The organism is uncultured Roseovarius sp. (assembly GCF_947489715.1).
Taxonomy (GTDB): domain Bacteria; phylum Pseudomonadota; class Alphaproteobacteria; order Rhodobacterales; family Rhodobacteraceae; genus Roseovarius.
Genome location: NZ_CANLER010000004.1, coordinates 273,792 through 288,124, shown reverse-complemented (window position 1 = coordinate 288,124; position 14,333 = coordinate 273,792). Strand labels below are relative to the sequence as shown.

Below are 14,333 nucleotides of genomic sequence, written 5' to 3'. Positions count from 1 at the left end.
CCGCACGCAACCTCACGCCTTGCCGTCAGACCCGGCCTTGTGACCAACATCGCCCGCCCACCATGATTGCGTCGGCCCCCGGTAGATGTCGATGACAGCCCCCGGGTGCACCGCCATGACACTTCGGGCGTGGTGCCGCAGGCTCTGCCCGGTATTGCCATGCCGGTCCAGCCAGACCAGACGCCTGTCCGGCCAGCCGGGCAGCCGTATCGCGACCCGCCTGATCCCCGTCACGACAGCCTTTTCGCGCGTGCCATAATCCCGCGCCCTGATCGCATCGACACTGCGCCGGCCAATGACCCACAAGAGCAGCAGACCGATCAGACCGGCACCCAGCGCCAGGGATTGTTTCCGCTGTGCCATTGTCCGGAACCAGTTGGTCGCCAGTTCAACGGTGAAGGGCGCATCGGGCAGATAGCGCAGGTCGACACGGGCACCCTGCTCGGACCGCCGATATTCCACGCCGTTGACCAGACGCTCCAGCATCATCACCTCGCCCGCGCCGGTCCGGTAGCGCAGGGTAACCCAGTACGAGGTCGACAGGCTGCCATCGGGATTGCGCGTCTTGGCAAAACGCTTGTGGCTGACCGTGGCGCTGGTTTGCCGCCCGTCTTTATCGAAACGCTGCGCCAGATCGGAATCCGCGGCGCTGATCAGCGACAAGCCCGCGCATATCAGCCCCAGCATCACCACGATCCAGCCGCCCATGCGCAGAAAGAGACGCAGAACCGGCACCGGCTTTTCCAGAACATCCAGGGTCATGGGCACCAGCCTGAGGCCAAATCACCCCCGTTTCAAGCTTTCAAAACACATGCAGGCGTATGCAGCTTGCCCCTGCATACGCCTGCTTTGGGATCAGCCCGGCCCAGGAAGAAAAAAACCCGGCGATCCTCAAACCTGTTCAGCCCCCGCTCAGTTTCCGGTCACCTCTGTCGGGGCATCGGGATATGTCGTGCACACCCCGTGACTGCCCGCCGGATCCTGGCAGACGGCGTTCAGAATTCCCCAGACGAAATCGACCTGCGTCGCCATCACCGTCGGGCCGCCGATACCGTAAAACCAGTTCGGATCAGGCGCGCCCATCGACACCTGATTGTATCCCATCAGATTGGGCCGCCAGTCCGCACCAACCCCCGCAAGCGTCGAGGTGCCGTTTTTATCCGCCGCCGCCTGGCTGTGGCAGGTGGTACATGAGGCCGAATTGACGAAACCGCCCTCGGTGATCGTCGCGCCCATGCCGGTGGGAATGCCATTTGCGGTGGTAAATGTGCTTTGCGTACCCTTCAGCCGGTAATTCTTCCACGCCGGATCATCGGCGGATATTACCCTGGGGTCCGGGTCGGTGACCGCGGCGGCAATCCCCATCTGTTGAAACAGGTCTGCCAGCGCCGGTGTCATCTCTTCGCCGGTCGCGACCGGATCATAAACCCTGGCGGTCACGAAAAGCGGGGCGTTGCCCTCGGTCAGGTCGTCATTCAATTCGATCATCGGCGGAATAAACGCGGTGCCGAAATTCGCCCCCGCCTGCGCCGCTGGATTGGCGGCATAGCCGAAACTGTCATTGCAGCCGATATAATCGCAGCGCCCCAGATTGCCGACATGTTCCATCGCGTACCAGTGCCAGATCGGCAGGTTCTTGGACGCGTTGGTCATCGCCAGCATGTAATACCAGCCGGGCACCTGATCGTCGCTGCCATCGCCCTCAAGATAGATGGTCAGATAAGGGTAATCGGGGTTGTTGGGCACATCACTGCCCTCGATCGGCTGGATAAGCTTCTGATCCAAAAGGATATCCTGATGCAGGAAATCTGCCTTGACCATCACCGCATCGCTGGGAAACCGCACCGTCAGCCCGTGGGCACCGGCAATATCCCCGTCGTCAATGGCTGCATTCTGCGCCCGGTTGCGCGCGCCCAGCCCCTCACGGGAATACAGATCGTGGCGGTAGATGTAATCGACCATGGCCTTGTTGCGAAACACCAGTTCCAGCTCCAGATCACGCAAAAGCCGTCCGGGGTCGATCTTGTCAGCACTGACCAGCCCTCGGTGGTTGATCACACTGCCCGATGGTGTCCCGTTGGGTTTGGCTGGCAGCGGGCTTATGGGATCGTAATCGGCACGAAAGACCGGGCATTGCGTCGGCTGCGTGCCGGGATCAATGGCGGCATCGGGATCACAGCAATTGCTGGTCACACTGGCAGAACAGAGCGGCAGCGGACTTGCCGGCCAGACCGTCTGATCAATGCCCCAGTTCCAGAATTCCTGCGTTACCGCATTGGTCAGCTGCGCCCAGGCAAAGGCATCCGGACAGGTGGCCGCCCCTGATGCTGCATTAGCCCCGCCAATCGCCGCCGTGCCATCCTGCACCACGACGCTGCACCCCGGCGCGTCCTGCACGTAACTGCGATACAACATGAATTTCTGCAATCCATTGGGCCCGCCCTCGGCCACGGCCATCCCCGCCGTCAGGGCCAGCACGACCCCCCCGCCACCTATAAATTGCTTCAATAGCATCAAAGAATTTCCTTCTGCACACCCGCATAAACAGCAGCCGAACGTCCCGGTGTTGGCCCGGCTTTCCTTTACCCTACGTCAGAGAAAGATTCGCGCCAAAGTATATTTTTCTAAAAAATTATTCGCGTATAGGTAGTTTTTTTACTTCCCCAACATGCCGATCCTGCGAAACACCCAGACCAGCAACAGGCCGATCACCACCAGCCCACCGGTAACGATCCAGAAGGCCAGCGGATTATCCGCCCCCGGCATCCCGCCGACATTGATCCCAAGCAGCCCGGTGATCAGGCCCAGCGGCAGAAAAATCGCCGCCACCACCGACAGTATCAGCATCTGCCGGTTCATTGCCTCGGCGCGGCTGTCCATGATTTGATCCTGCACCACCTGCGCCCGGTCCCGGATCGCATCCAGTTCCTCGGCCAGCCGTGTCATGCGCTCCGTCGCCTCACGCAACCGGGGCCGGGCCTCGGGCTTCAGCCACGCCAGTTCCTCGATCTCGAACGTGCTCAGCGCGTCCCGTTGCGGCGCCATATGTCGGCGCAGCATGATCGACACGCGCCGGATGCTGCCCAGATCGAACCGTACCATGGACGAAACCCCGTCGATCACCTGATCCTCCAGCACGTCGATCTTTTCGTTCAGGCCCGCCACCACCGGCTCGGCCCGATCCGCCAGACGCAGCGCCAGCCGCGCCACCAGTTCGGCGGGATCCTCGGCACCCTGCCCCCGCTCCAGCCCGGCCAGCACATCGACAACCGCCTGCAACTGCCGCAATTGCACACTGATCACCAGCTTTTCCGTGACCCACATCCTTAACGAGATCATGTCCTCGACCTCGTCACCGGGGTTCAGGTTGACCCCCCGCAGGTTCATCAACACCCCGTCCCCATGCGACGTGCAGCGTGGTCGCGTTTCGGGGGCCAGCAGGGCGCGCAGGATCAGCGGATCAAGCCCCGCCGCCTCAAGCCAGGTGCGCGCCCCCTCGCGCGCCGTATCCACATGCAGCCAGACATAGCCCGGGGCATGCGAATCCAACTGATGCGGGCCATTGCCCACGCGCACCACCGTCGCCGCACCGTTTTCCGTGACATGCCACTGGGAAATACCGTCCATCGCCTTGCCTCCGCCTGCCTCAACCGCAGTCTGCGATGGTTTCCCGCGCCTGTCACGCACCTCTAAGAAAATACCGCACCTGTCTTTCCCTTGCCCCCTTCATTCGCTAGACGTGCGGGCAACGTGATAAGGACGCAGGACAAGCCCATGCCGATGGAAAAAACCTTCAACGCGGCCGAGGCCGAGGACCGCCTCTACCGGGCCTGGGAAAAATCCGGATGCTTTACCGCCGGGGCCAACGCCAAACCCGGCGCCGGAACCTTCTCGATCATGATCCCGCCGCCCAACGTCACCGGCTCCCTGCATATGGGCCACGCCTTCAACAACACGCTGCAGGACATCCTGATCCGCTGGCACCGGATGCGCGGCTTCGATACGCTCTGGCAGCCCGGCACCGACCATGCGGGCATCGCCACGCAGATGGTGACGGAACGCGAAATGGCCGAAAATCAGGAACCTTCGCGCGCGGAAATGGGCCGTGAGGCGTTCGAAAAACGCGTCTGGGAACAAAAGATCAAATCCCGCGGCACCATCATCGGGCAATTGAAACGCATCGGCGCCTCCTGCGACTGGTCACGCGAAGCCTTCACCATGTCCGGCGCCCCCTCGGCCCCCGAGGGTGAAGACGGTAATTTCCACGACGCCGTGATCAAGGTCTTTGTCGAGATGTACGAAAAGGGCCTGATCTATCGCGGCAAGCGACTGGTCAACTGGGACCCGCATTTCGAAACCGCGATCAGCGATCTTGAGGTCGAAAACCTCGAAGTGGCGGGCCATATGTGGCATTTCAAATACCCGCTGGCCGACGGTCAGACCTATGAATATCTGGAGAAAGACGAAGACGGCAACGTGCTGTTCCGCGAAACCCGCGACTATATCTCGATCGCCACGACCCGGCCCGAAACCATGCTGGGCGATGGCGCGGTTGCGGTTCACCCATCAGATGAACGATACGCGCCAATTATCGGAAAACTCTGTGAAATTCCCGTTGGCCCCAAGGAACACCGTCGCCTGATCCCGATCATCACCGACGACTACCCCGACCCCGATTTCGGCTCGGGCGCGGTGAAAATCACCGGCGCGCATGACTTCAACGACTACCAGGTCGCCAAGCGCGGCGGCATCCCGATGTACCGGCTGATGAACACCAAGGCGCAGATGCGCGCTGACGGTGCGCCCTATGCCGAAATGGCCGAAATCGCGATGGCCGTGGCCAAGGGCGAGCGGGAACTTTCCGAGGCCGAGGCCGACACGATCAACCTCGTCCCCGACGACCTGCGCGGCCTTGATCGCTTCGACGCCCGCAAGCGCGTGGTCGACCAGATCACCAGCGAAGGACTGGCCGTGATGCTGCCCGGCGAGCCGAACGAAGAGGGCGAAACCTGCTTTGATGGCGGCATGGTGCCTTATGTTGAATCGAAACCGATCATGCAGCCCTTCGGCGACCGATCCAAGGTGGTGATCGAACCGATGCTGACCGATCAGTGGTTCGTCGACACCGACCAGATCGTCGGCCCGGCACTGGAGTCGGTGAAGGATGGCACCGTCAAGATCCTGCCCGAGAGCGGCGAGCGCACCTATTACCACTGGCTGGAAAATATCGAACCCTGGTGCATCTCCCGCCAGCTCTGGTGGGGGCATCAGATTCCGGTTTGGACAGCTATGGTCCCTACATTGGATGGGCAAGTAGGCACTTGGCGGGTTTCTGTCGGCGGCAACATTCCGTTGGCGAAAGCCCATGATTTCTTGAGGGAAAAACGCCCTGACGAAGAAGCTTTGGGAGGCAAGTTAACGCCCGGCGGGATGCTCACTATGGAGTTTTGCGCCGCCGGCGCTAAAGAAGCGAAGGAACAAATAGCAAAAGTATGGCTGGAACGCACTGGGAAGCAGCCACAGAACTTTTTTGAATTGGACAGCGACCCTGGTGACTGGTTCCTGAACAAAACAGCGTTGGGGTCGACAGATAGTGGCGGCTATATGGACATTCCGATGTGGCGCGACCCCGACGTACTCGACACCTGGTTTTCCTCCGGTCTCTGGCCGATCGGCACGCTGGGCTGGCCCGAGGAGACGGAGGAACTCAAGAAATACTTCCCCACCTCTGTGCTGGTGACCGGGCAGGACATCCTGTTCTTCTGGGTCGCGCGGATGATGATGATGCAACTGGCGGTGCTGGACGAAAATAAACCCGTGACCGAGCGCATCCCCTTCCACGAGGTTTACCTGCACGGCCTTGTCCGCGACGCCAAGGGCAAGAAGATGTCGAAATCCGTGGGCAACGTCATCGACCCGCTGGAGATCATCGACGAATTCGGTGCTGACGCGCTGCGTTTCTCCTCGGCCGCAATGGCGGCCCTTGGGGGCGTGCTAAAGCTCGATATGGAACGCATCAAAGGCTACCGCAATTTCGGCACCAAGCTCTGGAACGCCGCGCGGTTTGCCGAGATGAACGGGGCCACGGGCAGCGACGGCACCCTGCCCCACCCCGAGGCAACCGTGAACAAGTGGATCATCGGCGAAACCGCGAAAGTACGCGAGGCGGTCGATGCGGCGATGGCAGGCTACAAGTTCAACGATGCGGCCTCGGCGCTTTATGCCTTTGTCTGGGGCAAGGTCTGCGACTGGTATGTCGAGTTCTCAAAACCGCTGCTCTTGGATGGCGACGACGCGACCAAGGCCGAGACACAGGCGACCATGGCCTGGGTCATCGACCAGTGTCTGATCCTGTTGCACCCGATCATGCCCTTCATCACCGAGGAGCTTTGGGGCACCTTGGGCACGCGTGAAAAAATGCTGATCCATGCCGACTGGCCTGAATACGGGTCCGAGTTGGTGGATGCTGCCGCAGACCGCGAAATGAACTGGGTGATTTCCCTGATCGAGGCGGTGCGTTCGGCCCGCGCCCAGATGCATGTGCCTGCCGGGCTGCACATCCCCGTGCTGGTCTTGGAACTGGACGCCGCCGGTCAGGCCGCGTGGGACAGCAACGAGGTGATGATCAAGCGCCTGACCCGGATCGACAGTCTGACCCATGTCGAGAGCTTCCCCAAGGGCTGCATCACCGTCGCGGTCGAGGGGGGCAGTTTCGGCCTGCCGCTGGCCGATATCATCGACATCAGCGAGGAAAAGGCGCGGCTGGAGAAAACGCTGGGCAAGCTCGACAAAGAACTAGGTGGATTGCGCGGACGGCTCAACAACCCGAAATTCGTCGAAAGCGCCCCGGAAGAGGTGGTGGCCGAGGCCCGCGAAAACCTTGCCTTGCGCGAGGAAGAAGCCGGCAAGCTGACCGCCGCACTGGACCGTCTGAACGAGATCGGCTGATCTGGATCGGCCAAGGTCGCGCGGGCAGCGCCGGCACTAGCTTGACGTGGTCGCGCTGGCTTCGCCAGCACTCGGCGCCTGCGGCGGGCGGGGGGCTCGCTTCGCTCGCCCGGGGAAAGGGGGCGCCCGCTAGCGCGGGCGGGTGTGGCCACACATTTCCAGAAGAGGGCCATGCGCGAGTTTAATCTCTGCGAAACCATATCCGTGCGCACGGTTAAGGGATGGGTTTTCGGTATAAATACCGACGTAATACCGACGTGATACCGACGCAATACAGCCCGGAGTTTTTGCAGTTTACCAGTGGGTTAGCGGTGAGTCGCACCGGTAACCGTCAGGTGTCGCCGGAAAAGACCGGTTTGCGGCCCGACATATTGGCCGAAATTACCGCCACCTGGTGCGGTTTGCCGATCAGGTCGGTCTGTTCCCGGCTTTCGGCCAGCAGCACCGCATCCTCATCCGCGCCGCTTTCAGCGACCCCGATCAAGCGCTTTGCCGCGCGTATGGCCGAGGGGCTTTTGCCCGCGATCTCCGTGGCCAGCGCCACGGCCACGGCCTGCGGATCATCCGCCAGTTCCGTCACCAACCCCCATTCCAGCGCCTGTGGCGCCTGCACCGGCTCGGCGCTGTAGGTCATCCGCCGGATCACATCGCTGCGGGTCAGCCGGGGCAGCAGCAACATGCCGCCCATATCGGGGATAAGGCCCCATTTCATCTCCATGATCGCCAGCTTGGCGTCCGGTGCAGCAATGCGGATATCCGCACCAAGGGCCAGCTGGAACCCGGCGCCATAGACCGCGCCGTGCAATGCCGCGATCACGGGCACGGGGATACGTTGCCACACCATCGCAACCTCTTGAAAAAGATTGGTATTTCCATGGGTTCGCGGCATCACCAGTGCTTCGGGATCGCCCGCAGCAAATTGTGCAAAGCTCATCACATCAAGCCCCGCGCAGAATGATTTACCCTCACCCGACACCACGACAGCGCGGATGTCGGACTGCATCAATTCCTCTCCGGCGGTCACGATCGCCTGGGCCATTTCCGGATCGACGGCATTCATCTTGTCAGGCCGGCTGAGGGTCACGTAGGCGATGTGATCTTCGATATGGGTGGTGACGCGGCTCATGGGATCCTCCTGGGTTGATCCCATGAAAGCCGAAAAAGCAGGTTGCTGCCAGTGCGACGTCAGGGCATTCTCAAACCATGCGTCTGGAACACGTCGTGCTTCACGCGCCTAGGGGAAATTTAGTGACGTGCCTACGGCACGATACGTTCGACGGCGCGCATCATGCCCAGGGATTTGTCATAGACCAGCGTCAGAATGCGCCGCCCGCCGGTGCGTGAGGCCAGGCCGGGAAGGGTACGCACCGTACCGGCGGCAAGGGTTGCGGCGATGAAGCCACGGCGTGTCAGTTTGGGCATTGCACGCCCTCCTTGGACAAAACGATGCCCCAGACATAACCACATCCGCCTTGTTTTCAAGGGCTTGCACCCCCGCGTGCGATGGCGTTATCTGCGTAAATGACTGGCCCGCGCTATACCGACCTGACCCAAAGCCTGCCCGCCAACGTGCCGTTCGTCGGCCCCGAGGAGCAGGAGCGCAACCGTGGTGCCCCGTTCGATGCGCGCCTTGGCGCCAATGAGAACGTCTTTGGTCCCTCGCCCGAAGCCATCGCCGCGATGCAGGAAGAGGCCGCCCGCATCTGGCAATATGGCGATCCGACCAGCCATGAATTGCGGCAGGCACTGGCCGCACATCTGAATGTAGCCGCGGAAAATATCGTTGTGGGCGAAGGGATTGACGGATTGCTGGGCTATCTGGTGCGTCTGCTGATTGCGCCGGAGGATGCGGTGGTGACGTCGGACGGGGCTTACCCGACCTTCAATTACCACGTCACAGGGTTCGGCGGCGTGTTGCATAAAGTGCCCTATCGTGACGATCACGAAGACCCTGCCGCACTGATGTCGAAGGCGGCAGAGGTTGGCGCGAAACTGATCTACCTGGCCAATCCGGATAATCCGATGGGAACATGGCATGAGGGCGCGCAGATCGACCGCGCCCTCGACCAAATACCCGACGGATGCCTGCTGTTGCTGGACGAAGCCTATGTTGAATTCGCCCCCGACGGCACCGCACCAATGATCGACGTGAACGATGCTCGTGTGATCAGAATGCGTACCTTTTCAAAAGCTTACGGGATGGCGGGCGCGCGTGTCGGCTATGCGCTGGGCGCTGCCAATCTGATCCGGAGCTTTGACAAGATCCGCAATCATTTCGGCATGAACCGGGCGGCACAGGCCGGTGCGCTAGCCGCCTTGCAGGATCACGAATGGCTGGCGGAGACGCAGGCCAACGTGGCCCTGGCACGCGATGAAATCAACCGCATCGCCGAAGAGAACGGGTTAATCACCCTGCCCTCGGCCACCAACTTCGTGGCGGTGGATTGTGGCGCGGATGGCGATTTTGCCCGCAAGGTGTTGGCAGCACTGGTGGCGCGCGGCCTTTTCGTACGCATGCCCTTTGTCGCCCCGCAGGATCGCTGCATCCGCATCAGCTGTGGCCGCGCCGACGATATGGCGCTGCTGGCCAGGGTCTTGCCCGAGGCATTGGCAGAGGCACGCCGCTGACGGATTAATCAGAAGATTTTAACCTGACAGTTGCATTTTCCGCGCTAAACTCAGGGCATGCAACGTGGAAACATGCCCTCTGCCCCGAATTACACCAACGCCGCCCTGGTGATGGGATTGGTGAATTTATTGTGGATTTTCATGGCCCTCTGGGCTGCATTCGGTTTTCACGTGGTCTTGCTTGTGGGTTTTTTGCTGGATCGGATGATCATCCGGTTGGGGCGTAGCGACGCCTGACCTGTCACGCCTCGGCCATCACTGCCGCAGCCGCATCCAGCGCCCCTGATCCATAGGGAATATCAAGCGCGCTCATCCCGGCCTGAACAGTCCCCAGAACCCCCATCACCATATGCGCGTTGACATGGCCCATATGCCCGATACGGAAAAACCCGTCGCTCTTGGGGTCCTCGGGTGTCTCCATGCCCAATCCGATGCCCAAGGTCACATCCGCCTTGCTCTCAAGCCAGGTGCGCAGGGCCGTGCCATGTGGTGCGCCGAGCGACAGTGCCGTCACCTCGTGGCCGCGATGCGCCGGATCAGCCACGTTCAGCCGCAGCGGGCCACCCTGCGCCCACGCCTCGCACGCGGCCCAAACGGCGCGGGCAAGCAATTCGTGACGCTGCCAGATCGCCTCAAGCCCCTCTTGCTTGATCATGTCCAGCGCGGCGCGCAGACCGTAAACGTGATGGGTGGGCGCAGTACCGCAGAAATATTCCGAAAGCCGTTGCGGCGCCACCCGCGGGGACCAGTCCCAGTAGCGGCTGACCCGTTCTTTCCCGGCGCGCACCTCGGCCGCCTTTTCGTTGAACCAGACAAAGGCCAGGCCCGGCGGCACCATCAGACCCTTCTGACTTGCCGCCAACGTGACATCGACCCCCCAGGCGTCCATCTCGTAGCGGTCACAGACCAGCGATGCGATGCAATCCGCCATCAGCAGCGCCGGGTGACCGGCCGCGTTCATCGCCGCCCGAATGGCAGAGATATCGTTTCGGACCGAGGTCGAGGTATCCACATGCGTGGCCAGTACAGCCTTGATTTCATGGGCCTTATCTGCGCGCAGCATGTCTTCGATCTGTTGCGGGTCAACCGGTTGCGACCGCCCGTAATCAATGATCTGCGGCACGATGCCCAACCCCACGGCCATATCCGCCCAGAACAGGCCGAACCGCCCTGTGGCAGGCACCAGCACCTTGTCCCCGGGGGACAGCGTGTTGACCAGTGCCGCCTCCCACGCGGCATGACCATTGCCGATATAGATCGCCGTTTTGCCCTTGGTCCGGGCGATATCGGCCAGATCAGGGATCAGGCTGGCGGTGATTTCGTCCAACTCACCCGCATAGATGTTGGGCGACGCCCGGTGCATCGCCCGCAATACCGCATCCGGCATCACCGACGGGCCGGGAATGGCCAGATAGGGGCGTCCATGCGCAAGGCTCATGTCGATATCTCCGATAGGTGGTCGCGGCGACATTAGCCCGGTTGCGGTCGGGGTCAATTGGCGATCTTGCGCTTGTCTTACCTGCCCCCCTTGCCTACATGGGTGCGATGGGCCGAATATCGCCCGATGGAGCGCGCCGACCGCATGAACCTTATTAAACGCATTACCGACTGGGAACGTCGGCTGCGTGCCTCATACAACACCGATCTGTCGACGCCGGAAAACCGACGCCGGGCGCATATCTATAACCTGTGGTTCGATCATGCGGTGCTGCGCAAAGTCTGGACCAATTTTTTCCCTGTTGCGCCAGGGGTTTACCGGTCAAACCAGCCTACGCACAAACGGTTCATCAAGCTCAAGGCGATGGGGATCAAGACCATCCTCAACCTGCGTGGTGCCGCCGGTGCAGCGCATTACCTGGTGGAAGAGGAAAGCTGCCGCAAACTGGGCCTGAACCTTGTGAACTGTACGCTGCACGCCCGCTATGCCGCCCCGCGTGAGGATATTCTGACCGTCATCCGCGCTTTCCGCGAGATCGAAAAACCTTTCGTGATGCACTGCAAATCAGGGGCGGACCGCGCCGGTTTTGCCAGCGCCCTCTACCTGCACGTCATCGAGGGCCAACCGCTGTCCGAGGCCCGCAAGATGCTCAGCTTCAAATACCTGCATCTGAAATGGTCGCGCACCGGCATCCTTGGCTTTATCTTTGACATGTACGAAGCGCGCAACGCACAGTCCCCTATCGGATTCGAGGATTGGGTCGCGACCGAATATGACAGCACCGAAGCGCAGGCACAGTACGAGGCCACGCATAACCCAAAATTCTAGTGGCGTTCCGGAAGCACGTTCTGAGATGCCAACGTGAACTTTTCGTTGCAGTCGTATGCTGATCCAAAAACCAAAGCCGCAATTTCGGGGTGCCCGCTAATACCGCCCTGCCAACCGCTCGGGGTCGGCCCCAGCAAGATACCGCAGCAACAGCGACAGGTTGCGCAGGCCGCGCCGCAGCCAGCCATCGCGCTGATACCGCAGGGCGCTGGTGCGGGCCCGCATCGGCAACATCGTCAGCCGCCGCCCCAAGGCCCGCGCAAGCGCCACGTCTTCCATCAATGGGATGTCGCGATACCCGCCAACCGATTGATATTCCCGCGAAGAAATCAACAGCCCCTGATCCCCATATGGCAACCCAAAGACCCGCGAGCGCAGGTTGGCCCATCCTGCGACCATCGTCGGCCAGATGCCACGCTTGTCGAATTCCAGCCGGAAATAGGCCGGTCGTCCCGTCGACATATGCTCGGCCACACAGCCCGACCATCCTTCGGGCAGGCATGTATCCGCATGCAAAAACAACAGCCATTCGCCCGCGGCAGGCTCGGCACCCCGGCGCAACTGTCCACCGCGCGAAGCCGCCCCCGTGACCAGCACGGCGCCCACCTCTTCGGCGATGCTCAAGGTCGCATCCGTCGACCCGCCATCGGTGATCACCAACTCCCGGATCAACCCGGCCTCGACCCCTTCCATCAGCGCCGCAAGACAGCCGGGCAACGCCTGCGCCGCGTTCAGCGTCGGGATCACCACTGATAATTTCGCCCGCATCCGATGCCCCTGTTGCGATTGCTGATCTGACCTATATTACAGAGACATCAAACGTGGGAGGGGGCAATGAACCGTGCCGTCTATGAAATCACCGGCAGCGACGCGGAAAGCTTCCTTCAGGGTCTGATCACCAATGACATTGCGCGTCTGGATCAGGGATTGGTCTATGCGGCCATCCTGACACCGCAGGGCAAGTATCTGGCGGATTTCTTTCTGCTTCGGCACGGCGAGGCCATTTTACTGGACGTCGATGCCACCCTCGCGCCTGGGCTGGCCCAGCGGTTGACCATGTACAAGCTGCGCGCGGATGTAACGATTGCCCTCTCGGACCTCAAGGTCAGCCGGGGCACCGGCCCGGCACCCAAGGGTGCCTTGCCTGATCCGCGCCATCCCGATCTGGGTTGGCGGCACTATGGCGAGGCCGAGGGTGATGACGGCACTGATTTTGATGCCATACGCGTGGCCCATTGCATCCCCGAAACCGGGATCGAGCTGACCCCGGACACCTTCATCCTCGAAGCCGGTTTCGAACATCTCAGCGGCGTCGAATTTCGCAAAGGGTGCTATGTCGGTCAGGAGGTCACCGCGCGGATGAAACACAAGACGGAATTGCGCAAAGGGTTGCGAACGATCCATATCGACGGGACCGCCCCGGTGGGCACCGCGATCACGGCAAATGGCAAACCCGCCGGCACGCTTTTCACCCAATCCGGCAATCGCGCCATCGCCTATCTCAGGTTTGACCGGGCCACCGGGCAGATGCAGGCAGGTGACGCCACCGTAACGACCGACTAAAATGTCGCCCGTGCACTCACAGTGCCTGCGCGCCTAAGCCATTGAACATACAGACACATTTGCCCTGTAAAATGCTGCCGTAGCGTGCAGGCACCCCGCCCGGCCTCACCCTATCGGCACCGGGCGCGGGTTCCATGTCACCAAAGCGCTCAGACCTCGTGCGCTTACTCTCACACTCATAGGATATTGGTGTTTCGGGTACTGTCCTGAAATTTGGGCCGGACGATCCTGATGGTCACTTACTGGCGTTTTGAGCGTCCCAATCGCGGCGGGTCATCTCGAACCACTCCACATCGTCATAGCCATAGGCGCGTTTTTGACCGATCGGGCGCATACCGCATTTCTTCAGCACATGCTGGGACTTCAGGTTATCCGGGTCCGTTGTCGCAACCACTTCCGGCAACTCTGTCCTCTCAAAAGCGAAACGCAGCAACCGCGCGCAGACCTCTGTCGCAAATCCCTGTCTCCATGCATCCGGCACCAGAAGATACCCCACTTCGATCTGATCCCTTGGATAGGCATCGGGCACGACCTGGCTCCAGTCAGTGTCACTTTCGTCAATCGGAACAGGTGTCAGAACACCATACCCGATCTTCTGACCGGTATCTTCGCGTGTGATGCACCAGATCCCGATCCGCCCGCCCGCACCTCTTTTGACCACATCGAACATATTTTCGAAAACCGCCTCTGGCGTCATCGCATCAGCAACGAAAAGCATGACCTTGGGGTCGCACATCACATCCTGCGCGATATCAACATCGTCAGGACAAAAGGGCGTCAGCCGCAACCGTTCTGTTTCCAGAACCAAAGTATTCTCGGAAAGCAATTCCATCATCTTTCTCTCAATCCCGGCGCTGCAATTAATCCGCGCTTTCTCGTGAAACAAACTGGATCAAGCTGTCAGACTACAACGCCCGGCACCGACAGC

13 protein-coding genes are annotated in these 14,333 nt (G+C 61.0%); 5 read left to right on the top strand and 8 right to left on the bottom strand.

From position 1 onward, the window contains the following. Nucleotides 1–12: 12 nt before the first annotated feature. The 3 genes from Q1B27_RS13145 to Q1B27_RS13135 form a co-directional block, all read right to left on the bottom strand. A complete protein-coding gene (locus Q1B27_RS13145; RefSeq protein ID WP_299848237.1) occupies nucleotides 13–762 on the bottom strand; it encodes a DUF3592 domain-containing protein in 750 nt (249 codons plus the stop codon). Between the two features lie 150 nt (nucleotides 763–912). Continuing rightward, nucleotides 913–2,514 (bottom strand): hypothetical protein, encoded by a 1,602-nt coding sequence (locus Q1B27_RS13140; RefSeq protein ID WP_299848236.1) that lies wholly within the window; start codon nucleotides 2,512–2,514, stop codon nucleotides 913–915. A 141-nt stretch (nucleotides 2,515–2,655) separates the two neighbouring features. Continuing rightward, nucleotides 2,656–3,627: a zinc transporter ZntB gene (locus Q1B27_RS13135; protein WP_299848235.1), complete on the bottom strand. Its 972-nt coding sequence runs from the start codon at nucleotides 3,625–3,627 to the stop codon at nucleotides 2,656–2,658. A 147-nt stretch (nucleotides 3,628–3,774) separates the two neighbouring features. On the opposite strand from Q1B27_RS13135, the gene Q1B27_RS13130 reads away from it, so the two are divergent. After that, on the top strand, nucleotides 3,775–6,948 hold the full coding sequence (locus tag Q1B27_RS13130) for a valine--tRNA ligase (RefSeq protein WP_299848234.1): 3,174 nt from the start codon (nucleotides 3,775–3,777) through the stop codon (nucleotides 6,946–6,948). Between the two features lie 331 nt (nucleotides 6,949–7,279). On the opposite strand, the gene Q1B27_RS13125 is transcribed toward Q1B27_RS13130, so the two are convergent. Both Q1B27_RS13125 and Q1B27_RS13120 read right to left on the bottom strand, forming a co-directional pair. Beyond that, complete coding sequence (locus Q1B27_RS13125; RefSeq protein WP_299848233.1) at nucleotides 7,280–8,074, bottom strand: crotonase/enoyl-CoA hydratase family protein; 795 nt, start codon at nucleotides 8,072–8,074, stop codon at nucleotides 7,280–7,282. A gap of 131 nt (nucleotides 8,075–8,205) precedes the next feature. Continuing rightward, nucleotides 8,206–8,370 carry a Tat pathway signal protein gene (locus Q1B27_RS13120; protein WP_299848232.1) on the bottom strand — a complete coding sequence of 55 codons (165 nt, stop codon included), beginning with the start codon at nucleotides 8,368–8,370 and terminating at the stop codon, nucleotides 8,206–8,208. A gap of 99 nt (nucleotides 8,371–8,469) precedes the next feature. On the opposite strand from Q1B27_RS13120, the gene Q1B27_RS13115 reads away from it, so the two are divergent. Continuing rightward, entirely contained in the window at nucleotides 8,470–9,576 is a 1,107-nt protein-coding gene (locus tag Q1B27_RS13115; RefSeq protein WP_299848231.1) for a pyridoxal phosphate-dependent aminotransferase, read from the top strand. Between the two features lie 72 nt (nucleotides 9,577–9,648). Beyond that, nucleotides 9,649–9,813, top strand: a complete 165-nt coding sequence (locus tag Q1B27_RS13110) for a hypothetical protein (RefSeq protein ID WP_299848230.1) — start codon at nucleotides 9,649–9,651, stop codon at nucleotides 9,811–9,813. Between the two features lie 4 nt (nucleotides 9,814–9,817). Here Q1B27_RS13110 and Q1B27_RS13105 read toward each other — a convergent pair whose 3' ends face one another. Next, nucleotides 9,818–11,014 carry an aminotransferase class V-fold PLP-dependent enzyme gene (locus tag Q1B27_RS13105; RefSeq protein WP_299848229.1) on the bottom strand — a complete coding sequence of 399 codons (1,197 nt, stop codon included), beginning with the start codon at nucleotides 11,012–11,014 and terminating at the stop codon, nucleotides 9,818–9,820. A 144-nt stretch (nucleotides 11,015–11,158) separates the two neighbouring features. On the opposite strand from Q1B27_RS13105, the gene Q1B27_RS13100 reads away from it, so the two are divergent. After that, complete coding sequence (locus tag Q1B27_RS13100) at nucleotides 11,159–11,842, top strand: tyrosine-protein phosphatase (RefSeq protein ID WP_299848331.1); 684 nt, start codon at nucleotides 11,159–11,161, stop codon at nucleotides 11,840–11,842. Nucleotides 11,843–11,938: 96 nt separating this feature from the next. On the opposite strand, the gene Q1B27_RS13095 is transcribed toward Q1B27_RS13100, so the two are convergent. Next, the gene (locus tag Q1B27_RS13095; RefSeq protein WP_299848228.1) at nucleotides 11,939–12,610 is read right to left on the bottom strand and encodes a TIGR04283 family arsenosugar biosynthesis glycosyltransferase; all 672 of its coding nucleotides are present in this window, start codon (nucleotides 12,608–12,610) and stop codon (nucleotides 11,939–11,941) included. Between the two features lie 66 nt (nucleotides 12,611–12,676). Here Q1B27_RS13095 and Q1B27_RS13090 point away from each other — a divergent pair, with 66 nt between their 5' ends. Further along, on the top strand, nucleotides 12,677–13,405 hold the full coding sequence (locus Q1B27_RS13090) for a folate-binding protein (protein WP_299848227.1): 729 nt from the start codon (nucleotides 12,677–12,679) through the stop codon (nucleotides 13,403–13,405). A 235-nt stretch (nucleotides 13,406–13,640) separates the two neighbouring features. Here the strand turns inward: Q1B27_RS13090 and Q1B27_RS13085 are convergent, their stop codons facing one another. Continuing rightward, nucleotides 13,641–14,237 (bottom strand): GNAT family protein, encoded by a 597-nt coding sequence (locus tag Q1B27_RS13085; protein ID WP_299848226.1) that lies wholly within the window; start codon nucleotides 14,235–14,237, stop codon nucleotides 13,641–13,643. Between the last annotated feature and the right edge of the window lie 96 nt (nucleotides 14,238–14,333).

Excerpts from the sequence above, each read along its gene's own strand:
- Q1B27_RS13145 (WP_299848237.1), bottom strand. The coding sequence starts at position 762 with ATGACCCTGGATGTTCTGGAAAAGCCGGTGCCGGTTCTGCGTCTCTTT.
- Q1B27_RS13140 (WP_299848236.1), bottom strand. The coding sequence starts at position 2,514 with ATGCTATTGAAGCAATTTATAGGTGGCGGGGGGGTCGTGCTGGCCCTG.
- Q1B27_RS13135 (WP_299848235.1), bottom strand. The coding sequence starts at position 3,627 with ATGGACGGTATTTCCCAGTGGCATGTCACGGAAAACGGTGCGGCGACG.
- Q1B27_RS13130 (WP_299848234.1), top strand. The coding sequence starts at position 3,775 with ATGCCGATGGAAAAAACCTTCAACGCGGCCGAGGCCGAGGACCGCCTC.
- Q1B27_RS13125 (WP_299848233.1), bottom strand. The coding sequence starts at position 8,074 with ATGAGCCGCGTCACCACCCATATCGAAGATCACATCGCCTACGTGACC.
- Q1B27_RS13120 (WP_299848232.1), bottom strand. The coding sequence starts at position 8,370 with ATGCCCAAACTGACACGCCGTGGCTTCATCGCCGCAACCCTTGCCGCC.
- Q1B27_RS13115 (WP_299848231.1), top strand. The coding sequence starts at position 8,470 with ATGACTGGCCCGCGCTATACCGACCTGACCCAAAGCCTGCCCGCCAAC.
- Q1B27_RS13110 (WP_299848230.1), top strand. The coding sequence starts at position 9,649 with ATGCCCTCTGCCCCGAATTACACCAACGCCGCCCTGGTGATGGGATTG.
- Q1B27_RS13105 (WP_299848229.1), bottom strand. The coding sequence starts at position 11,014 with ATGAGCCTTGCGCATGGACGCCCCTATCTGGCCATTCCCGGCCCGTCG.
- Q1B27_RS13100 (WP_299848331.1), top strand. The coding sequence starts at position 11,159 with ATGAACCTTATTAAACGCATTACCGACTGGGAACGTCGGCTGCGTGCC.
- Q1B27_RS13095 (WP_299848228.1), bottom strand. The coding sequence starts at position 12,610 with ATGCGGGCGAAATTATCAGTGGTGATCCCGACGCTGAACGCGGCGCAG.
- Q1B27_RS13090 (WP_299848227.1), top strand. The coding sequence starts at position 12,677 with ATGAACCGTGCCGTCTATGAAATCACCGGCAGCGACGCGGAAAGCTTC.
- Q1B27_RS13085 (WP_299848226.1), bottom strand. The coding sequence starts at position 14,237 with ATGGAATTGCTTTCCGAGAATACTTTGGTTCTGGAAACAGAACGGTTG.